Annotated in this window: 28 protein-coding genes; 11 read left to right on the top strand and 17 right to left on the bottom strand. The window is 49.1% G+C overall.

The window, feature by feature from the left end; all coding sequences use genetic code 11:
* Nucleotides 1–111 precede the first annotated feature (111 nt).
* Both SIB41_RS03890 and SIB41_RS03895 read right to left on the bottom strand, forming a co-directional pair.
* Nucleotides 112–447, bottom strand: a complete 336-nt coding sequence (locus SIB41_RS03890) for a DUF1254 domain-containing protein (protein ID WP_413360583.1) — start codon at nucleotides 445–447, stop codon at nucleotides 112–114.
* Between the two features lie 1,003 nt (nucleotides 448–1,450).
* Nucleotides 1,451–1,651 carry a hypothetical protein gene (locus tag SIB41_RS03895; protein WP_063395349.1) on the bottom strand — a complete coding sequence of 67 codons (201 nt, stop codon included), beginning with the start codon at nucleotides 1,649–1,651 and terminating at the stop codon, nucleotides 1,451–1,453.
* A gap of 269 nt (nucleotides 1,652–1,920) precedes the next feature.
* Between SIB41_RS03895 and SIB41_RS03900 the strand changes: the two genes are divergently transcribed.
* Nucleotides 1,921–3,552: an FAD-dependent oxidoreductase gene (locus tag SIB41_RS03900; RefSeq protein WP_413361374.1), complete on the top strand. Its 1,632-nt coding sequence runs from the start codon at nucleotides 1,921–1,923 to the stop codon at nucleotides 3,550–3,552.
* A 65-nt stretch (nucleotides 3,553–3,617) separates the two neighbouring features.
* Here SIB41_RS03900 and SIB41_RS03905 read toward each other — a convergent pair whose 3' ends face one another.
* On the bottom strand, nucleotides 3,618–4,430 hold the full coding sequence (locus SIB41_RS03905; protein WP_413360585.1) for a VanW family protein: 813 nt from the start codon (nucleotides 4,428–4,430) through the stop codon (nucleotides 3,618–3,620).
* 379 nt (nucleotides 4,431–4,809) lie between these two features.
* Here SIB41_RS03905 and SIB41_RS03910 point away from each other — a divergent pair, with 379 nt between their 5' ends.
* Together SIB41_RS03910 and SIB41_RS03915 are read left to right on the top strand one after the other, a co-directional pair.
* Nucleotides 4,810–4,923: a hypothetical protein gene (locus tag SIB41_RS03910; RefSeq protein WP_413360587.1), complete on the top strand. Its 114-nt coding sequence runs from the start codon at nucleotides 4,810–4,812 to the stop codon at nucleotides 4,921–4,923.
* Nucleotides 4,917–5,171 carry a hypothetical protein gene (locus SIB41_RS03915; RefSeq protein ID WP_413360589.1) on the top strand — a complete coding sequence of 85 codons (255 nt, stop codon included), beginning with the start codon at nucleotides 4,917–4,919 and terminating at the stop codon, nucleotides 5,169–5,171. Before SIB41_RS03910 ends, SIB41_RS03915 begins: the two co-directional genes overlap by 7 nt.
* Before the next feature lie 98 nt (nucleotides 5,172–5,269).
* On the opposite strand, the gene SIB41_RS03920 is transcribed toward SIB41_RS03915, so the two are convergent.
* From SIB41_RS03920 to SIB41_RS03935, 4 genes are all read right to left on the bottom strand, one after another.
* Nucleotides 5,270–5,542, bottom strand: a complete 273-nt coding sequence (locus SIB41_RS03920) for a DUF3303 domain-containing protein (RefSeq protein WP_041385049.1) — start codon at nucleotides 5,540–5,542, stop codon at nucleotides 5,270–5,272.
* 79 nt (nucleotides 5,543–5,621) lie between these two features.
* Nucleotides 5,622–5,963 (bottom strand): DUF1330 domain-containing protein, encoded by a 342-nt coding sequence (locus tag SIB41_RS03925; protein WP_011825836.1) that lies wholly within the window; start codon nucleotides 5,961–5,963, stop codon nucleotides 5,622–5,624.
* 54 nt (nucleotides 5,964–6,017) lie between these two features.
* Entirely contained in the window at nucleotides 6,018–6,146 is a 129-nt protein-coding gene (locus SIB41_RS03930; protein WP_413360592.1) for a hypothetical protein, read from the bottom strand.
* Nucleotides 6,147–6,177: 31 nt separating this feature from the next.
* A complete protein-coding gene (locus SIB41_RS03935; protein WP_413360594.1) occupies nucleotides 6,178–6,444 on the bottom strand; it encodes a hypothetical protein in 267 nt (88 codons plus the stop codon).
* A gap of 141 nt (nucleotides 6,445–6,585) precedes the next feature.
* Between SIB41_RS03935 and SIB41_RS03940 the strand changes: the two genes are divergently transcribed.
* From SIB41_RS03940 to SIB41_RS03950, 3 genes are all read left to right on the top strand, one after another.
* On the top strand, nucleotides 6,586–6,732 hold the full coding sequence (locus tag SIB41_RS03940) for a DUF1651 domain-containing protein (protein WP_413360596.1): 147 nt from the start codon (nucleotides 6,586–6,588) through the stop codon (nucleotides 6,730–6,732).
* Between the two features lie 614 nt (nucleotides 6,733–7,346).
* Nucleotides 7,347–7,601: a hypothetical protein gene (locus tag SIB41_RS03945; RefSeq protein WP_063418766.1), complete on the top strand. Its 255-nt coding sequence runs from the start codon at nucleotides 7,347–7,349 to the stop codon at nucleotides 7,599–7,601.
* Nucleotides 7,602–8,355: 754 nt separating this feature from the next.
* Entirely contained in the window at nucleotides 8,356–8,478 is a 123-nt protein-coding gene (locus SIB41_RS03950; protein ID WP_413360599.1) for a hypothetical protein, read from the top strand.
* 51 nt (nucleotides 8,479–8,529) lie between these two features.
* Here the strand turns inward: SIB41_RS03950 and SIB41_RS03955 are convergent, their stop codons facing one another.
* The 4 genes from SIB41_RS03955 to SIB41_RS03970 form a co-directional block, all read right to left on the bottom strand.
* Nucleotides 8,530–10,134 (bottom strand): DUF4114 domain-containing protein, encoded by a 1,605-nt coding sequence (locus SIB41_RS03955; protein ID WP_413360601.1) that lies wholly within the window; start codon nucleotides 10,132–10,134, stop codon nucleotides 8,530–8,532.
* Between the two features lie 397 nt (nucleotides 10,135–10,531).
* Nucleotides 10,532–10,822, bottom strand: coding sequence for a SemiSWEET transporter (locus SIB41_RS03960; protein WP_413360603.1), 291 nt, complete (start codon nucleotides 10,820–10,822; stop codon nucleotides 10,532–10,534).
* A gap of 309 nt (nucleotides 10,823–11,131) precedes the next feature.
* Nucleotides 11,132–11,332 carry a hypothetical protein gene (locus tag SIB41_RS03965; protein ID WP_413360605.1) on the bottom strand — a complete coding sequence of 67 codons (201 nt, stop codon included), beginning with the start codon at nucleotides 11,330–11,332 and terminating at the stop codon, nucleotides 11,132–11,134.
* Nucleotides 11,319–11,453 carry a hypothetical protein gene (locus SIB41_RS03970; protein WP_413360607.1) on the bottom strand — a complete coding sequence of 45 codons (135 nt, stop codon included), beginning with the start codon at nucleotides 11,451–11,453 and terminating at the stop codon, nucleotides 11,319–11,321. The genes SIB41_RS03965 and SIB41_RS03970 overlap by 14 nt, the downstream gene beginning before the upstream one ends.
* Nucleotides 11,454–11,533: 80 nt before the next feature.
* Between SIB41_RS03970 and SIB41_RS03975 the strand changes: the two genes are divergently transcribed.
* The 3 genes from SIB41_RS03975 to SIB41_RS03985 all read left to right on the top strand — a co-directional run bounded on the left by SIB41_RS03975 (nucleotide 11,534) and on the right by SIB41_RS03985 (nucleotide 12,573).
* Entirely contained in the window at nucleotides 11,534–11,662 is a 129-nt protein-coding gene (locus tag SIB41_RS03975) for a hypothetical protein (protein ID WP_413360609.1), read from the top strand.
* A 210-nt stretch (nucleotides 11,663–11,872) separates the two neighbouring features.
* Complete coding sequence (locus SIB41_RS03980) at nucleotides 11,873–12,151, top strand: hypothetical protein (protein WP_063419184.1); 279 nt, start codon at nucleotides 11,873–11,875, stop codon at nucleotides 12,149–12,151.
* A gap of 185 nt (nucleotides 12,152–12,336) precedes the next feature.
* Nucleotides 12,337–12,573: a hypothetical protein gene (locus SIB41_RS03985; RefSeq protein ID WP_413360611.1), complete on the top strand. Its 237-nt coding sequence runs from the start codon at nucleotides 12,337–12,339 to the stop codon at nucleotides 12,571–12,573.
* On the opposite strand, the gene SIB41_RS03990 is transcribed toward SIB41_RS03985, so the two are convergent.
* Together SIB41_RS03990 and SIB41_RS03995 are read right to left on the bottom strand one after the other, a co-directional pair.
* Entirely contained in the window at nucleotides 12,561–13,301 is a 741-nt protein-coding gene (locus SIB41_RS03990) for an amino acid ABC transporter ATP-binding protein (protein WP_063419183.1), read from the bottom strand. The genes SIB41_RS03985 and SIB41_RS03990 overlap by 13 nt on opposite strands.
* Complete coding sequence (locus SIB41_RS03995) at nucleotides 13,298–14,326, bottom strand: amino acid ABC transporter permease (RefSeq protein WP_413360613.1); 1,029 nt, start codon at nucleotides 14,324–14,326, stop codon at nucleotides 13,298–13,300. The genes SIB41_RS03990 and SIB41_RS03995 overlap by 4 nt, the downstream gene beginning before the upstream one ends.
* Before the next feature lie 231 nt (nucleotides 14,327–14,557).
* On the opposite strand from SIB41_RS03995, the gene SIB41_RS04000 reads away from it, so the two are divergent.
* Nucleotides 14,558–14,794 (top strand): DUF6868 family protein, encoded by a 237-nt coding sequence (locus SIB41_RS04000; protein WP_413360615.1) that lies wholly within the window; start codon nucleotides 14,558–14,560, stop codon nucleotides 14,792–14,794.
* Nucleotides 14,795–14,962: 168 nt separating this feature from the next.
* Here the strand turns inward: SIB41_RS04000 and SIB41_RS04005 are convergent, their stop codons facing one another.
* The 3 genes from SIB41_RS04005 to SIB41_RS04015 are packed head-to-tail and all read right to left on the bottom strand — an operon-like array spanning nucleotide 14,963 to nucleotide 17,451.
* Nucleotides 14,963–15,472, bottom strand: a complete 510-nt coding sequence (locus SIB41_RS04005; RefSeq protein WP_413360617.1) for an HdeD family acid-resistance protein — start codon at nucleotides 15,470–15,472, stop codon at nucleotides 14,963–14,965.
* Between the two features lie 29 nt (nucleotides 15,473–15,501).
* Nucleotides 15,502–16,395 (bottom strand): ABC transporter permease subunit, encoded by an 894-nt coding sequence (locus SIB41_RS04010; protein ID WP_413360619.1) that lies wholly within the window; start codon nucleotides 16,393–16,395, stop codon nucleotides 15,502–15,504.
* Between the two features lie 6 nt (nucleotides 16,396–16,401).
* Nucleotides 16,402–17,451 carry an amino acid ABC transporter substrate-binding protein gene (locus tag SIB41_RS04015; protein WP_413360621.1) on the bottom strand — a complete coding sequence of 350 codons (1,050 nt, stop codon included), beginning with the start codon at nucleotides 17,449–17,451 and terminating at the stop codon, nucleotides 16,402–16,404.
* A gap of 681 nt (nucleotides 17,452–18,132) precedes the next feature.
* Here SIB41_RS04015 and SIB41_RS04020 point away from each other — a divergent pair.
* A complete protein-coding gene (locus SIB41_RS04020) occupies nucleotides 18,133–18,381 on the top strand; it encodes a hypothetical protein (protein WP_413360623.1) in 249 nt (82 codons plus the stop codon).
* A gap of 483 nt (nucleotides 18,382–18,864) precedes the next feature.
* Here SIB41_RS04020 and SIB41_RS04025 read toward each other — a convergent pair whose 3' ends face one another.
* Nucleotides 18,865–19,254, bottom strand: coding sequence for a putative quinol monooxygenase (locus SIB41_RS04025; RefSeq protein ID WP_413360625.1), 390 nt, complete (start codon nucleotides 19,252–19,254; stop codon nucleotides 18,865–18,867).
* Between the last annotated feature and the right edge of the window lie 160 nt (nucleotides 19,255–19,414).

Here is a 19,414-nt window from a genome sequence, read left to right on the forward strand (position 1 = left end):
AACATTGATTATTTTTAAACGATTATAGATTGAAGGCTTCTATCGCTTTACTATTGTTTCCTGCTTGTACCTTTGTCTATGGATGATTAGCTTAATCTAAAAATAATACCCTTATGAAGGCTTTATTGCTTTTGTACCGTTCCTTTGTTCTTTCCTTTTAACTAGCTGTTGCAGTAGTTGCCATCGATATATATAGTGCTCTTTAGAGATCACAAGTGCACTTTGGTAACGCCCTTTCGTTATTGGCATTGAGATTATGGCTGGTCTAGAGAGTCCGAGAATTAATGCGGAGTAGAGCGTGTCGAAGTTCGGGCGAAGTATCGTTCGGTCGTTGGGATCCATGGCTTCCTTCATGTTCCAGAAAACACCAACCCCATGAGAACAATTGTTCTTTGCAATTTCTTCACGTAGCCAACAATGATCACCTGGGTCTCTGAAATCGCACAATTGTCTTCATTCATCCTGGTTACGTCTTTGGTAGGCCAGTGAATGGTAGTAAGCGGCGCTGAACAAATTCTTTTTCTGCAGCCTTTAGAGCTGTGCTGTCTATCGATGTGCCAAAAAGCAGACTTTATGCGAAGAAACTGCCAAATAGAGCGGGGCGAAATTTGAACATAGACAAAAAAATGATCATTCCTTCACCCTAAAGCTGAGGTCAAGCAAGAAAAAGTCCCTTCGCGGTTGAGCGTCAGGGCCTTAGAGATTGGGAAATTACTTATTAGTACCGCGGTGTATCAAATGCAACCCCCGAAAGTCTTCAGAGAGAGCTCAGCGTTATTTATGGGGTGAGAAAGTCTAAAGTTAGGTGAAGGTTTCAATATATAGCGTATTTCAGGTCTCTAACAGACCCATTAGTGACTACCTTTGCACAGGGTCGGTTGATGAGGATCAGTTGGTCTTGTGTGAGTGGCTATGTTTTCTGTTCTCATACAGGGGTATTTTTATTGATCACATAAAAACTCCAGCCAAAGGGTAGTGCAAGGCTTGATCAATCCAATCGCTCTGCGTAGTCCCTTAGCACTTCTGCAATTTTGTGGGGTGGGATTTCTTGCTGATATTCCCTGCAGAGATCGAAGAGCTTCTCGGTGAAGTCCTTCATAGGACTTGCTTTCTTGGTTTCAGTCATTGAGCAATCTCCACTACAACTCTAATTGTTGCAGATAGTGATTCCCCATTTAAGCAGTATTATGATTTTGCATGCAAGCACGCTTGAACGAAAAGAAGAAGCCGAAATCTGGCCAATTATAATTACAATCAATACCAACATCTAAACCAATGTTAGAAGCAAAACTCATTGAGGGTCTACATGCTCATTGCAAACGTGTTGAGTAATAGCAAAACCACATCCTTGACTATCTAGAATTCATGATCGAAGATAACTCTCGCCTTAAGCGAAGAGTGTGGTAGCAAGATCATAAAGAGGGCTGACTGTGGCGAGTTAACCCTCTGATCATTCAATCAGTCCATCTGCCTCCAGCTCCTCTCGATGCTTAAGGGCTCTTCTCAATTGGCCTGCAACAAAAGGAATGTGGAGTGCATACTTCTGCAGTTGAGCCCTCTCCTCGAGGCTGACAGGTTCTCCAGTCGCTAAGCGATGGATGATCTCCTCAACACGTCTACGAGTGTCTGTTCTCAGGGTGCGAAAAACCATTTTTTTAAACAGCCCTCCTAAGCGTTAAACCAATTTAGGTCAGTTTTTAGGCGCTCTTAACGAGAGAGAGGGGTCTTGCTGCGCTGCCTCTGAGGTGTTTGCTACAGGGCTCGCTGCGTTCCCCCATGTAAGGAGAGACGAAGAAATAGTAGTTGCTCTGTAGAGACAACGAAGACTTCCTTCAAGAGTTGCCTTTGTCACAAGGTGGCGAAGGAAGCCCATGGTTCATGAGTTCATCTCTTTAGCTTGGGCCGATGTTAAACAGCTTCATGGCCGAAGGTTTTCCGGGTAAAAAGCAATCTCATGCGGTTGTCATCGGGGCCGGCTGGGCTGGCTGGGGTGCGGCCAAGGCACTCTGCGAAGCGGGTGTTCGCGTAACCCTGATGGATGGGATGGCGGATCCAACCGGTAGTCAGCCCCTCACCACGCCAAGCGGCAAACCGTTCGAGGCAGGCACCCGGGGGTTCTGGAAGGATTATCCAAACATCAATGCCCTGACAGCAGAGCTCGGGCTCGGCTCGATCTTCACGGAGTTCACCACTAGTGCGTTCTGGTCACCCGAAGGCCTGGAGGCGACGGCTCCTGTCTTCGGTGACGCTCCGCTGTGGCCGAGTCCCCTGGGTCAGGTTGCTGCAACGATCAATAACTTCAAGCGCCTGCCTGTTGTTGATCGGCTCAGCATCGCCGGCCTGCTCTACGCCATGCTCGATCTGAACCGCAGCGATGCGGTATACACGAGCTACGACTCGATCGATGCGCTGACGCTGTTTAGACAGCTCAGGATCAGTGATCGCATGATCGATGATTTCCTGCGGCCCACGTTGCTGGTGGGGCTGTTCAAGCCGCCGGAGGAGCTGTCGGCCGCTGTCACGATGGAGCTCCTCTACTACTACGCCCTGGCGCATCAGGATTCCTTCGATGTGCGTTGGATCAGGTCGAAAAGCATCGCCGAACAGCTGATTGCCCCGCTCAGTGAGCGGCTGCAGGAGCAGCATCAGCTCGAGGTGCTGGGCGGAACCCTGGCCACCCGGCTGAACGTCTCGCCGGAGACTCAGGCCATCCGCTCGGTGGGAACCCGTTCCGTAACAAGCGGGAGCACCGGTTTAATCGAGGATGTCGATGCCGTGGTGCTTGCGGTGAGTGCCAAAGGAATGGGTGCTTTGATGGCGCAATCCCCGGAGTGCGGCGTGCTGGCGCCAGAGCTTGTGCGTGCCGCCACGCTCGGATCGATCGATGTGGTGTCGATCCGTCTGTGGCTGGATCGCACCGTGCCGGTCGCCGATCCCGCCAATGTGTTCTCACGTTTCAGCTCACTAAGAGGCGCCGGCGCCACCTTCTTCATGTTGGATCAACTGCAGCGAGAGTCGGAGCAGGCGCTCTGGGGTGATCAGCCACCGCAGGGTTCGGTGATTGCCAGCGACTTCTACAACGCCTCGGCCATTGCCGAGCTGAGCGATCAGGAGATCGTCGACTGCCTGATGCAGGATCTGCTGCCCATAGCGCAGCCTGCCTTCAGGGGGGCCAGGGTCGTGGATCAGGAGGTGCGGCGTTATCCGAGTTCGGTCTCTCTCTTCTCTCCTGGAAGTTTCAGCAAGCGGCCACCAATGGAGACGTCACTGGCTTCGGTGGTCTGTGCCGGCGACTGGGTGCGGATGGGCGAGAAAGAACATGGTGCTAAAGGCCTTTGTCAGGAACGCGCCTACGTGTGTGGTCTGGAAGCGGGCAACTCACTGCTCAGGCGCGGGATCGTGAGGGGCGCCGACCTGCCCAGGACCCTGCAGCACTCTGTGATCCCCATCCGCGCCGATGAACCGCAGGTGGTTCTCGGGCGTGCGCTTAACAAGCTGGTGATGGACCCCCTCGAGGCCTTCGGGGTCCAGTGGCCTTGGTTGGCTAACTAGCTGGCGACTCTCAAGGGATTGGCGATGACGATTCAACAGGCTGAGATTCGTTCAGTATCAAGGCATCATGGCGCCGCTTTCAGCAACGGCTCGTACATCATGATCGCGTGATTTTCCACCAGTAGCTGTTCCGTCTTACCACCATCGGATGCTGTGCAGATCCGATAGAGCTGATTGTGCCTCGAATAGCCGCCCCAGATCTGCTGCTGGATCCTGTGATGACGCTCCTCGACGCTGTAGATGCAGTCGTAATCCTCATCACAGCAGAGTTCACCATGCAGATGGATGTCATCCAGCCATAGATGAATCGCGAAGCAATAGGGCGTGTTGTTGGTGATCTGCAGATCCACATAGTTGTACGCCAGTGTTGCTCCGGCACCAAAGGGAATGGTTCGATTCACATCCGGGAACACATCAAAACCATGCCTCCAGCGCTCCGAAATCGTGAGCGGACTGTGAGCTGCCATCCAGAACAGCAGATTTCCCAGCTGACAGAGCCCTCCTCCTGTCCCCCTGGAGATCCTGCCCTGATTCAGCACCAGACCCTCTAGATAGCCCTTGCGTCTAGTGGGTCGTCCGACCAGCTTCCACACGGACATTGTTTCCCCCGGATGAATCAGGATTCGATCCAGTTGCGCAAGCGCTAGCTCCAGATTCCTGCGCTTGTTGTGCTGAAGCACCATATCCACATCCCTTAAAGGGCGCAGGATCAGAGACTGATGGCAGAATTTGCGGTGGCTTGACGTCAGGACGTCGCGTGTTGTCGCCCATTGTCTGGAGCCGAACAGCCAGTTGGCTTTGCGTCTGGCAATGTGATATTCCCGGCCCAGCAATTGTCGAACCCTGCTGCGGTGAATCGGTTTGGGAATTTCAAACATCGCTGAGCCCTGAGTTGTCTCGTTTTGAACCGACCAGGCTGTTCATTCTGACAAGACTGTTCAAAGGCGAGGCTGTCAAAAGTGATTAGGCCTGCAAAGGAGAGGGCCTGTTGATCCGTGCCGGAGATGACATCAGCACCCTGCTTCTGAATGTGCACAGGGATGCGTTTCTGGCTCATGAACCGGCCCATCTGCATATCATTCCAGCCCAGGACGACAACCTGATCTGATCTGATCTGATCTGATCTGATCTGATCTGATCTGTACTGTCCTGCTGAAGGCATAGATCAGATCATTCTCTGCAGTTCCGAGTTGATGATTCAGGGCCCGAAGCACCCGTCGTCATGATGTCGTCGTCCAACTGAACGGTCTGCCGGTCGTGGTTTTAGAACTGAAGAACCACGCCGATGAGAAGGTAGACGTCTGGGCAGCGTTAACCAACTTCAGCCCTACAAGGACAACATCCCAGACCTGTTCACCTCCAACGTGCTGACGCTGATCAGTGATAGCACCGATGCCCGTGTCGGGTCGTTGTCTGCTTCAAGGGAGCGTTCCCAGCAGCTTGCTCTCACTGGTGTCATCAGCAGTGTTCCCGCGCATGAACAGGCGGCTGTGGATCAAGCCCCGGCTAGCACGCCTGTTATGCACAGCAGAGCAGTAGCCATGGGGAAAGAGCCGCTTCGTGCAATGTGGATGCATGCGTTTGTCTTGCCCTCCCCCCAGATCGGGGAGGGTTGGTGAATATTCAGGGAGAAAGAGACGAGGTCAGCTACAGCTTCCCTAGGAACCTCGGAGCTTCCAACTGGGCTAGGACCTTGCATCACTCCTTGCAATAGAGGTTAGCTATAAACCTTTGCAATCAATGGGCCTGCCTGATCATCCGTGAAGACGGGAGTCACGTCCCAGTCAAGGAACTCAGCCCACTCAGCTGCATGCTCATAGCAGACTCCAGCGTCGTTGGTTTCGACAATGATCCAGCCTTGTACAGAGCCTGGTGCGTGAAAACGCTGCCAAGACTTGCACTCAGGCATAGGGGCACCTGTAGCAAGGAACTGACGAGCTGCTTTCTCGTGATAGCCAGTTTTAAAGCTCCAATGCATCAGAAAAGTCATGTCAAACAAAAAAAGCATCAGCCTTCTAGTCGATTTCCATCAAAGGCGATGTCACCCAAGTAACAGTTTCAAGAAACGACTACTTACCCATGGCTCTCCTTAGTTTTGCCGCTTCATCCATACCTTCCATGATCGTGAAGGTTGCATTCTCTGTGGCTGCGTTACGTATTTTGCTTAGCTCTTGATACTCAGCTGATTCATAAGCATCGACTGCTGCTCTCATCGAAGGGAACTCACAAATAACTGCCAAGTTTGCTCCTTCTGTCTTCTCTTTCCCTTGAGGTTCTGTGTCTTTAGCAAAAACCACTCCATCAACTTCTTTAAGCCATGGTCCAACCTTCTCAACGTACTCAGCAAATAAAGCTGGATTGGTGACTGTTGAAGTGCTGATCCAATAACCCTTAGCGCCTTTCTTGTCCATGCGTAGCTTCTAGAAACCCCTAGAGCTTCGCACTAAAGTGCTGTATTGGGTTTGTCACCAATGTTGTAGTGGGTCCCCATAGGGAAGCGGTTTCAACAGATAAGAGCTGGTGTCGAGGCAGGAGTTGCAACTGCCGAGTCGGCTCCTGAGGCCCTCCAACAGCAACTGGAGAGCGGAGGCCACTCGACTGGCTGCTTCGGGGGGCTTTCTCTCTTTATCGGGCTTCGTCGTCTTCAGGAGGTGTTGGCGGAGGAATTGTGCCTGAGCCTTCTAACGCTTCTCCGACCAGAGCAATCTCTTGAGGAGTACTCGGCAGGTGGAAAGCGCCAGATAGCAGCTCACCCGCACGATCACGCAAAGTGTCGTCAACAGTTTCTTCGCTAAATCGAACAGTTTCTTTGATCAGTTGGATCAACTCAGCGTCAACTTCATCCGCCGCTTGCCAGCGTTCGAATAGTTCATCGAAGTCGGTCTCATTCATCGACTTCAGCTTCAGACATTTCGAAGGTGATCCCTGCTTCCTTCATCTCCATCTCCAGCTTGAGCAGGCTTTTTTATCAGAGCGCTTCCCAGTTGGTTCTTTAAAGGGTATCTGTACTTGATAGATGTTCTCGTCCGTAGTTTGCGAGAATGCCCCATCGAAGTGATCAAAGGCCGGCGGATGAGAGGCGAGCCCGCCGTACTGAAAACCAGATCGATGGATCCCGATGTGGATGACCTAAGGGAGCGATGGAAAAGACTGCAAAAAGATGGTTGGAGGGCCAAGTGAGCCGTGTGGTGAGGGTCGTTTCAACCCCTCTGCCCCTAGATCAGTGGTAGCAAGTTAGGCCCTTGGCTTTTGTGCGAGAAGTTCTTTCAAAATCTCCTTTTGCTTGGCGGCAGCGAGCCTGTAGCTCCTTCCGAGATCTGTTTCTGTGGGTTCCTCCTTGGGAGCATCTTTTTTGTTTCGACGACCGAACATCCCAGTTATGGACTTACTGAGCATTTAGGAGCTGGAAGGCTTGCTCAGCTGATGGTCTCACATGGCCAGCGATGGCAAGAACAGGCGCAAACGTGCGCAGTGTGAGAAGAAATAGCTCGAGAACCTTATTGCTGAATTTCAAGACAACGGCGAGCTATAGGAGCCAAGCGCGGGGCAGTTCTAGGTGCTCGAGGAGTTCATAGCAGAGAAGCCTCCAGGCTTGAATCTTGCTCAGGCCATGCAACTCTTGTCTTCCCTTGACGATGCGACCTGTTGATCGATGGATTTTGAGTCGCGAAAACCGTACCTGTGACGTTCACGATGGGATGTCTATCGCTAACCGGCCCTGGTTCTCACGACCCTTTTGGTTCGGTTGAACATTCTGGTGGAGTCAAACTAAGAGGGTCTTGAAGAGAACAATCATGTATTCACTATTCGACTCCGTCTTTGACGTTCCATTCGGCTACAGCATCCCTCGTGATCGCGTTGTTGTGATCCCTGATTCGCAGTACAACAAGCTGCGTGCGCAAGAAAACGAGCGCCAAGTTGCCAAGCTTGAAGCTCGCAAAGAGCATCACTCTCAGGTAATTGAGCGCCTCAATGAGCAGATCGGAGAACTGCAAGCTGCACTACCAGCAGCAGAGCCAGACAAAGAGATAGCGGCCACAAAAGAGTGACCGCTAACGGCAGCTGGAGTGGGACCCATCTGCCGATATTTGCTGGGATACAACGGTACGTTCTACGGGGCCTGCGGGCCCCTTTTTCTTGTCTGAGTTGGCCAGTTGCTGACAAGTGACCACAAGGGTTTCAACGGACAGAACCGGCTATTTAGATCGTCGTTAATAAGACAAGGCCTACCTGAATCTCCCATCCAGATTCGGGGGCTCTTTTTTGTGTTCTTAACAGCAAAAAATGCTTGTGCGATCCAGCCCCTGAGTGGTGCGAAAGGGTATTGCGGGGGCATTTAGAGACGCTTGATAGAAAGGAGTAATTCTTCCTGCTGACGCCTTGTTGTTGCCTGCTTAGACCTAGATCAGGAGTCCGAGGACGTAGAAACCCTGAAAACCTGTCCTGGACTTGAGGGCATCCAACGCGGGTGCCCTTCTTCATGTCAGTTATTTGTGCTAATTGTAGAGAAAATGGATATGTTCTTGATGTTTATGCTCAAGCTCACTATTGGCATTGAGCCAGGTCACTGCATTTTCAAAGAGGTTGAGTGAATCTATTGATAGCGGTGAAGGATGAAAACAAAAAATCATCACCGCCCCAGGGGGGAGAAATTAAATAAACAAAGGCCTCGCACCATGGCGGGGTTTTTTGATGGTTGGTCATCAAAGTTTTTCCATCTCCTTTTACAGCAGTTGATGTGGGCTGATACCTGCAAGCAAACACATCCCAGATAATGAATGACCTTTTAAGCGTTCAATCCCAGTGCACCGTTCCCTTCGTCTTCTTCTGTCGCTTGCTGGTGCTGCTGCTCTTGCCTTAGCAAGCACTCCTCTCCAACCAGTCGCTGCTCAAGAGGACGGCAGTGCAGCAGATCTTTATGTATGAGTGAACGCTTAATGGAAGAACTACAGCAAAACGAGACTTAACTGTTGAGATTCAGACAGTGATCGTATATCGCACGATCATGTCGGAGAAGTCCTTATCACCACCACCAAATAGATCCTCTACACCGAAGCCATTGGGACCAAGAGCAGTGAAATGCGCGGACTTGTCAGAGTTAGCGCCAGTGAAGGCAAAATACTGTTCACCAGTTACTTCGTTGATCAGCAATGGTGCATAAATCTTTCCGGCCTCGGCATTGAACTGAAATTTATTGATTTCCTTATTTTTGATTTCCAATGAACTGTTTGTGCTGGTAAGCAGATTGCTCCTCGCCACATAATTGTAGCCGCTTTCATCGGGCATCAGCGTTCTGCCAGTAACAGGGTCAACTACACCACCATCGGGTCCTGCTACCTCATAAAACTGCAATGTTGAGCTGTGAGATGCTGAGCGACTAAATGACCCGGAAATAATGACGCTGGAGTCGGTCGCAAAACCTGTTGTGTCAATCAGGTCAATCGGCTTCGGCTTCAGGAGGTTGCTAGGAAGTACCGAGGCTACGTCTTTGGAGGCTTCGAAACTTGTGTAGAAACGACGTCCATAGGGATCTTCGTACGCGTAAATTTGCTGGCCGCTGATCGTGTCTTCCACTGCTACTCCTAGCAGCTTTCCAACCGGTAAGTTACTCAATGGATTTGTCCGTACGGCTCCTTCGATTTCTACATAGGTGGCAGTCATCGCACCATTAAGGTCGTTGATGATGGCAATGGTGTGATCGACGCTCGGCATCGTAAACGGGCCTGGTGCTGCAGCCTGTGCATCCGGATTATTACCAGGTCCACCAGGGTTATAAACGGCCTGGTAATTACCACTTGATGGCATACGAACACTTTTTAGTCTCGTAATTGCACTGAGATCACCTTCTAGGATGATGTCGTAGTAATTATCATGATCTTCCACATAAGCGGCATTTTCTATTGTTCCTGCTGGTGCTAAATCTGCTATTCCTACAACTTTGATGGAACCATACTTGCCAATAGTGTAATCCTGATTCGATTTAGTAAGTGAAATTTTTTCGCCGTTATCGCCTTTCGCTTCAAGAATAAAGTATTTATTGAACTCGCTGGGTTGCAGGCTGGCAATACCATCTGGTGAGAATCCTGCACTGGTATAAAGGCGTAGGCGATATTGGGCTTGATCCCCATAAAGATCGCTCCCGCTGTTGCTAGCTGAAGTGGCGCCAACGCCAATAGGTCCGCCTTCTCCAAGCGGACTGAAGGTATTGAGTTTGGCCGCAACAAGCTTCGGGCCATCCCCTTGAACATAGGAGTTGCTGCTATCGATGGACAGTTCTGTAGCAAAGACAGGCCCTTTTGCTGAGAGCATCTGCAGGGGTGTGCCGTCATTGACGATTCGAACCGATACCGGATAGCGGGCTCCTTCACTTTCGGGGTTGAGGCGATTGCCGAAATCACCTGCCACCACAATCGTTTGGCGTTCATTGTATTCGAGGTTTGGCAAGAATCCTGCAAGGGCAGGTGATACGATCGAACCATCTTTCAGGGTGATCTCAAAATCGCTTCCATCACCATCTAAGGTTTTTGGTAAGACTGGATAACTGAACACCAATGGCATGGTGTCTTGCAACAAAAGACTCATGCCATAAACAGCTTTAGATCCAACAATGCTCGCTGCACTTGTTAGCGCGCGGAGCGTTGGACTCAGATCTGGATCAACACTTTCCCAGGCAACATTGTGATGCGCAGCTGCCTGCTGGCCCCCTGGTCCGAGTAAGCCTGGTACTCCAATATATCCGTCAAATCCATAGTTACCAGTGAAAAACTTTGCCTCGTTAGCAAATAGATCTGCGTTGTAGTTGATTGGGGTTAGTAAGCTTGATGCTCTACCCGATGTATTTTCTTGGTCTTTGTCTATGTAGTCTATCAGAGGATCGGCTAGAGAGCTGTACCGGATAGCCATAATTAATAATTTTAGCTAGTGAACATAGTTTAGACCTTTAAAAATATATTTTAGCAAGAGCTGATACCATCTGCTTTTAGCCTGCTGTAGTGGGCTGTTTTCCGTAGATTAACTTCAAGGTAAGGATTGTCACGTTGAGGATGAAGGTAATGATGTTTGCAATAAGTACAGGAAGAGCATTCGTTTCTATTGCATAGATGATCCAAAATAACAGACCAGTGATAAACATCAAGAGCATCACTATTGATACATCATCAGCCTTCTTGCTTTTCCATGTCTTTATGACCTGAGGTATGAATGCAATGGTCGTTAATGCAGCAGCTATAAAGCCGAAGGTGTTAGGAGTTATGAGTTGATCAATGCTCATTTAGAACTCTAAGAATTAGTTTCTAGAAAATAATTCCCTTAGTGTAATTGCACACCAGCTTTGCCTATCTAGACAGGCACACCCCAGTAGCTTTTGGGAGTGCTTTGGTAAGACGCTCCTTGCTTAGGCGCTCCTCTGCAACAAATCCCTTATCGGCTGTGCTCAACCCAAAACGCCAACAGCTGTTCATATAACGGAGCGAGTGGTGCTTTATTTTTGATAAGGAAATGGATGATGGTTGCTTCCTTGTGTATTTGCTCCGTCCAGTGAGAGCCATGCGTGACGCAATGGCTTTAAGCTCTTTTAACTTCAGCATTTAGAACGACCCCTTCTTTGCTGGAGATAACGACCTAAAGGCTTGAGGAGAAATGCCTTGGCCTCCACCTCATTCTTCAGAGCCTCAAGCCTGCTGGCCTGGGAGTCGATGTGCTCCCTGATGTCACGAGCCAGCTTCTTGTCGAGGTTGTTGACCTCCTCAATGGATGCAAGTAACCCATCAGCGATCGGCATCGAACACCTCCTTGGCGGCCTCACGCTTAGTAAGCCGTGCCTCCTTCGCTTGATCCAATGCAAGGAGGAAGGTCTGGATGAATGCCCGCACAGGCTCAACCAAGCTAGACCCAGAGAACACGCCCCAAGAACCGTTCTCCTCAAAAGCCTCTTCTAGAGCTTCTCCTGCGTTCTCGAGCTCCTAAGCACTTGGCCATAACCATGGAGGATCTGGTTCAGCTCTGCCTTCTGGCGCAGGCTGAGATCCATTCCGAAGGAAGCCGAACAGGTGATCAAGAGTTGGCTCCAACTCCATGGCAAGCTCCCCCAGGATTAATGGCAGTTATCTGATCAGGGCTTCCAGGCCTGATCTGTAGGAGGAATGGCTTGAAGTCCCATTCGCTGACCATTAAGCCCCCCTTTGGGGAAGAGCAAACGTGAAGCTGCAACCAGCAATCAAGAGCTGAATGATCACTGACCAGAAGATCATTTACTTACCACCTCTGGCGATGCGAGCTCATCAGAGGTGTGCAAGGCTGCAGGGATGGACATGTGATCTAGATGGAGACGCACACTGCTCTACTCACGTTGATCTCAATGGCGGTGTTGGTTGGCCTTGGTGTTGGCTATTTGGCAAAAACTGCGATGTTCAAGAACGGCCCAATCGAGAGAGGTCCACTCGGGCAAATGAAGGCAGGAGGGCTGTTTGACTTCGGGGCTGGGGAAAAGGTCAGCTTTCAACGAAAGCCTCCCTATCAAACGAAGATCAGCCAGGACGAGACAATCAAAGCGCGATTGGAGAAGACTTTTGCTGATAGCGCATCAGGAAAGGACGATTGAGAATGACCGTTGCGCAATGAATTAACAAGCATTATAACGAAGTTATTGTTCTTGCATGATCCAATTGGTTGTGTGGCAAAGGCATCAAAGTAATGGCAAAGTAAAACTCTCCTTGATTAGTATTTTAATAAGTCTTGATTTTAACAAGTCTTGGTTATCACTGGTTGAACGGAGACTTCTCTTAGATGTTTGGGTTGAACGCAGATAATGACAGCAGGCCGGTGAATACAGGCGATGTTGATACTTATATCAAGGGAGCTCACTCCGTTAGTGATAACCGTGATGTCTTCTTCTCGTATGTTGCATCAGGACTAGAAGCTTTCAGTAACAGCTGGAATTTCAATGCCTATGCACAAGTTTCAATCGCTGAAGTCGAAATTGCTTCAATCCTAAAAATCCTTGGAGAAATTCACATCATTTGATTGAGAAAACGGCGGCTGCGCTCTTCACGAGCATTCGCGAAAAACTCATCTGGTGATGAGGTCTCCACAACCTTGCCCTCATCCATAAACAACACCCGATCTGCTACCTCACGGGCGAAGCCCATCTCATGGGTGACAACCACCATGGTCATCCCAGCATTCGCTAGCGACCGCATCGCATCAAGAACCTCCTTGACCCGTTCCGGATCGAGAGCGCTTGTCGGTTCATCAAAAAGCATGATTTCAGGTTGTAGTGCGAGTGCACGTGCAATGGCTACTCGTTGTTGCTGCCCTCCACTCAGCTGGCCAGGGTATTTACCTGCCTGCTCGGCAATTCCCATCTGAGTTAATAAATCATTAGCGCGTGCCTCCGCCTCCTTTCGAGGCCGACGTTGCACACGAATCGGTGCAAGAGTGATGTTGTCGAGGATGGATAGATGCGGGAAGAGATTGAATTGTTGAAACACCATGCCCACACGTTTACGGATACGTCGTATCTGACGTTCATCGTGGTCTGCATCTAAGGGGATACCAAGCACTTCAAGTCGCCCTTCATCAAGCGACTCGAGTCCATTGAAGGTTCGAATCAAGGTGCTTTTACCAGAACCCGAAGGACCCATTACGACCAAAACTTCTCCGCTTTCAACATGCAACGACACCTCATCAAGAGCTCGCTGATGATCACCAAAGGATTTAACAAGGCCCGTGGCTTGAATGGCTGGAATCATCGCTTTGAAGTCGCAGACCTTGTGGGGCTCAGTTGATGTTCAAGATGACGGGCAAGTAAGGCCATAGCAGTGCAAACCAACCAGTAAACACCTGCTAGCCATACATACACCTCCAGATACCGACCAATGAAATCAGGGTTGGCCAACAGGCTGCGACTGATCCCCAGGAGTTCCACCAAACCCAAGATGGCCATCAGGCTGGTGTTCTGAAGTAATCCAACTGCTTGGTTGGTCAGGGCCGGCAGAGCTGTACGAAGTGCCTGGGGCAACACCACAAGTTGAATTATTTGCTTAGGACTCAGGCCCAGCACAGCAGCAGCTTCACGCTGGGTTCGTGGGATCGCTTGCAATCCACCTCGTACGTCTTCAGCGATGTATGCAGCAGCAAATAATGCGAAGGCCAATACAGCGCGCAGGACTCGATTGACTTCTAGATGCATGGGAAGGAAAAGGGGAATCAACAGCTGACCAAAAAACAACACTGCGATTAGAGGAACAGCCCGCATCACGTCGATATAGACGCTGCAACTTCGTTGGATCACGGCCAGCCTGGTTTGACGTCCGAGTGCCAGAAGGATGCCCAGCGGCAGGGCAAGAGCACCGCTGCAGGCGGTTAGCAGCAGGGTGAGGGTTAGGCCACCCCAGGCATGAGAAGGGATCGGCAGTAAACCGAGGCCACCAGCAAGAAGGACCACACCACAGGGCACCATCGCAATCCATACCAAAGGCAAGGCCTTCCGAATCCAACCCCGACGTGGCCCCAACAGCGTTAAAAAGGTGAGGCCTATCAGCAGCGCAATCCAAAGAAATGGGCGCCAACGTTGATGAGGTGGATAGCTACCAAAGGCATAGAGCGGAAGGTTTTGGCTAACGACTTGCCAATCCGCATCAACAAAAAGCCAATGCAGGGTTGTGGTCGCAACCCAACCAAGCAGGGCAAGCAGCAAAACAGTCATCAAGCCATCCAAAGGGGTGGCCAATAGGTGCCGTTTCAGACGTTTAAAAGGGCTTGGCCCAGACTGCATCAGGATTTAGCAGGTGTACTCAGGAGAACTAGAAACTCAATTCGGACCACTTCTCTTGGGATAGAAACGATCAAGGGACAGGCTCAAACGCATAGGCCATCGATGCAGATCATCAACGTAAGCCCCTTTGTGCATCCTGTTGAAACAGAGGTTCTGTTGCCCTTGTTGAGCCAAGCATGGACAGAAGCAAAAGCCATTGCTATTGCTTAGAGATCAACCAAAATCTAGGCAATGGAGAGAGCTGAATTCGCTGAAATCTTTGCCAAGGCAACGGTGCTGAATTTCGCACTCTTGACCTTCTGGCTGATTGCTTTCATACGGCATCGTGAATGGGGCTACCGCTGGCATTCACGCTGGTTCATCGATCTCAGCAAGAGAAGCTTTGACCGCATCCACTATGGCGGAATGATGCTTTACGAAATCATGATCATCCTCTTCTGCTTAACACCTGCTTTGGTACTTAGGTGAGGTTAATGATCCTTTTGACTTCTGCATTGCCTCGGAGTGCATTGTCTACAGCTAAGTAGTAGTAGTGCAAATATTGAAGGATTCTATGCACCCCTATGGGAATGTTGAGATCTCACCTTACTGGTCAAATTGGCGATATTTGCTGATCTCGCCAATGAGATCCACTTGCTAAGTGGTCTCAGCAGGCTTAGGGCCCCTCAGCAGGTTGATTGCAGATAGGAACAATGCTGCCCCGAACAATGTTCCGAGAGCCCAAATACTGTCTGATGGCCATTCAATAACAAGCAATAGACCGAAGATTGCTGTAATCACTCCATCGAAGACCACCAATCCACCCAAAGGGCTTGGAGATGCAGCACCTCCAGCCAATTCCATCAAGCCTTCTATTAAAAGTAAGACGCCTGCAAACAAGGTAAGGCTGATTTCACTATCAACAGGGTCGATCAAAATCCAAAGAGCAGCTGCGATATAAAGCACGCCACTGAAGCCTCTAAATACTTTGCCCTGCAGGCTTGCTTCACCGCCAAGACGCAATAATTGGCCAATACCTGCGGCACAGGCAGCCCCCCCGAGGGCAATGGTTAGCAGGGTGGCCGAGGCAAAAGGCAAAAGGATGGCAATGGCAGCTGCAATAAACAAGAGCACTGCTGCGATGCGCCGTTGAAGTAAAGAATCCATGAAAAACCTAAACCTCATTTAGCTTAAGGCTATTGCTGGGATCTGATCACAACCCGATTGAGAAATTCCATCCCTCCAGTGATCAGAAGGTTAAGCAGCAAAAAACTGATCAACAACAAGAAGAATCCTTCAATCGCTCTGCCGGTCTGTGTGATTGTCGTATCACTTATCGCATAGACATCGGCATAACCTACGGCGATCGCCAATGTGCTGTTTTTGGCCAAATTGAGATATTGGCTTGTTAGGCCAGGCAGGATGGCTGGTAAAGCTTGAGGTAACACCACTCGACGTAACCCAAAACCTTCTGGCAAACCAAGACTGCGAAACGCTTCCCATTGACCACTCGGAACAGAATTCAATCCACCGCGGACAATTTCAGCAATCGATGCTGCTGTGAAGACGCTTAGGCCCACTAATAAAGCCGAAAATTCAACGCTTAGATTTAGACCAAGCAATTCGATCCCTTGGTTCGAGATACGGATCAAGCTTCCCAATGGCGCCAAGGGGGTCCCGGAAAGGCTTAAGAAAGCAACGAAATACCAGAACAACAGCTGAAGCAACAGAGGGATCTGCCGGATCAAGGCCACATATCCGCTAGACAGTGTTCGTAACAGCAGATTGCGGCTACTTCTGGCAGCCCCTGCAAGCACTCCAATCACCGTGGCCAGAACAAGGCCGCAAAGGATGACCTTGAGGCTGTTTAGCCAGCCCATGCAAAGAGCCCAGGCATAACTATCCGAAGGCCTATAAGACAGCGGATGTTCAGCTAGAGCAAAGCCTGCAGGTCGTCCTAACCAAAGAAAGCTGAGCCCCATGTCCGTGCGGATCAGATTCACAGCGAGATTGTTGATCAACACGCCAAGAATGGTCAGCAGAGCGAGAGCGACGCCAACTTGCAAGCAAAAGTGCTGCGAGCGCTTCATAGGGGGTTAGTTAAATGGTGGCGCGATCAGCAAGCCACCTTGCCGATAGGAGCGATTTAGGCCTCTAGGAATTGGCACAGAACTGTTTGGGCCGAGGTGGCGGTTGTAAATCTCTCCATAATTGCCTGTGGCTCGGATCACCTTGACAACGAAGTCATCTGCCAGACCAAGCTTTTGACCAAGGCCAGCATCAACGCCTAGAAAGCGTCGCAGCGACGACATCTGTGGGTTTGACTTGGCTTGTTCGAGCTTGCTGTCGACATTCTCTTGAGTAATACCAAATTCTTCAGCGGCAAAAAGAGCAAAGACCACCCATCGGATGGCATCAGCAAGACGCTGGTCTCCACCCACTGAAGCCGGGGCTAGCGGTTCCTTACTCAGCACAACATCAAGAATGATGTGCTGTTCAGGATCAGGAAAACCAGATCGGGCCGCCGCAAGTTGAGAACGATCGGAAGTCATCGCTAGACATCGACCCTGGAGGTAACCGGCGACAACCTGATTGAGATCTTGATACTTGATCGGCGTATAAGAAAGCTTTCGTTCCTGAAATGCATCGTTGAGGTTCTGTTCCGTCGTGGTGCCTGAGCCCACACAGATGTTGCTGGCTTTCAAATCCTGAAGGCCCTTAATTCCGCTACTTCGCTTGACCATCAACCCCTGGCCATCGTGAAACACCACAGGTGCAAAGGTGAGACCATTACCTCCTGCTGCATCCCGGCTGAGATTAAATGTGGTGTTACGTGAAAGCAGATCAATTTCGCCTGTTTTTAGAGCGGTGAATCGTTCGGGAGCTGTAAGAGGGCGATATTGCACTTTCGTGGCATCACCAACAACTGCAGCGGCCATAGCGCGGCAGATATCAACGTCTAGCCCTTCATAGCGACCATCGCCAAGTAGAAAACTAAAGCCTGGAATTTTGCCGCTAACGCCACAATTTAATTGACCTCGCTTATTGATTAAATCAAGCCGAGAAGAATCCTCTTGATCAATGGAGGCGCATCCTGCGGTTAATAAGACCAAGCTGGTCAGAGCTGTGGCCAGAAGCTTATTCATTGAGCAAGAAGATGGATGGTTGTCATTTTCACATACTTTGGATGGCGAGATAGGTAATCTAATGATAATTGCAAAGAAAGTTAGAATTGTCTAAATAAAAAGGTGTCAATTTGGTCAGCTATTTAGCTATCATTAGATCAAGCTAAAGGAGTGAATAAGCATCTGTTAAATCAAGCGAAAGGATGGCGTTGGATCTGTTGCCACAAGTGAAGCAAAGCATTGTCAAAAGTTTATAGGTAGAGTCAAGAAAGGATTAGAGGCAGCTTTGCTTCAAGTGACTTCTCATAGATACAAGAAGGAGTAATTCAAGGCCAAAAGAGGCCTGGCGGTTGACTGATTAAGACTTTTTGAAGGATTAGACAATGAAACAGAAATATGTAATCATCTGTTCTTGTAAGTCAAGCTGATATAGCCTGGAAAGTACTAATCTAAAAAATGACACTCGACTGGCGAGCCCTAGATCCAGAAGAATAGAGAGAGGCTTTTAATATTGAGGATTTAGACGAAGGTTATGATTCATTATCTGATAGGTCAGATGCATATGCCAACCATGGCGCCTTCTCTAAGCTAAAAGAAAATCCTGGTCACTATGATTATGGCTATCACGGTATCAACGGCAAAGAAGATATATATGGCTCGCCAATTGATGAGATTATATATGCTCATGGAGGCAGGGATAGATTGTATCTAACTCCTGGTTTTGATCTTGTCTTGGCTGGTACAGGTAAAGATAGGCTATATATTACGGCAGAAAGTATTCTTGCTACTGATTCTTATTCTCTTGTTGAAGGCTTTGATCCTAAAAAGGATCAATTAGAGCTTGAAGATATTGATGAGTTTATCGATTCTTTGAGCATTGTCGAAATTGGCAATTGTGCTGCCATCGTTTTGATTCCGCACCAGCGGCAATTTCTAATGGAGTTACTCTAGACAAATTTATGCAGGCAGATATTCCTAGCTTACTTTTAGCCTGAAGCAATTCAAAAACTTGGAGACCTTTTTGAAATCCAAACATAGTTTTGATCTGATCAGATAGCTGAAATTTACTAAAGATACTTGCTTAAAATTTCTAGCTTGCCTTGCTCTCTACTTTCAGAAATCGATATTAATGTTCGATTACTTGCAAGTTTATCAAAGGATATTGCTAGAGGAAAAATGTTGCTTATAAGCCAGTAGGTAACAACTAAGACTATCTTGAGTTGGTTCAATCAAAAAACAATCATGCATAAGCTAAAGAATAACTCGAGCTCTAGTGAATACGATTGCAATTTAGCGAGCCGAAGGATGTGCTCTGCTTATAAAGCTTGCAATATAGATGATACTGGTCAGCCGTAAATAATAATAAATACCATTGATTTGTCTTGTTGATAATCATAGCTTGCAAAAGCTAGGCTAAAAAACTATTAACAAGGCTCAAAAACGACTGTATCCACATCTTGTCTCGAAGATTTTTAGGGGTAATCCAGTTGCTGCCATTGCAGCTCGACACTCAGCACCAATGGTGCCGTAGACCTCAACACTAAAACCATCACCAAGTTCTGCATGCTTAGCGAGATAGTCACCAACGATGGGGTTCGATAGATGAGCCAAAAAGGCTGCATCATTTGCATAGACCTCAGACCAAACAAAAGCGAGGGGATCATCTGGATCTTGATCAAAGGTGTGATGCAACATCCCAGGCTCAGAATCCTTAACCCCTGCATCTGTCTTCGCAGCCAATGAAAGATAATCGTCAACACAGCCTGGTTTTACATGGATGCGAGCCAGCAGAAGAAAGGGCGTAGAAGCATCGAAGTTCGCCATGAAAAGCATTGGTGAGCTAAATAGTTATAGCAGCTCAGAGTAGGTGTATGAGTGAATTTCAAAATGAGCCAAGAAATCATTTTTTCAGCAACAGATTAAACAACTGATTTTGTAAAGTAGCGCGCTTGGTGGATGACGAAAAACAAAGCCCTTCTGGATT

Origin of the sequence: Prochlorococcus sp. MIT 1201 (genome assembly GCF_047303415.1) — a bacterium.
GTDB lineage: Bacteria > Cyanobacteriota > Cyanobacteriia > PCC-6307 > Cyanobiaceae > Prochlorococcus > Prochlorococcus marinus_D.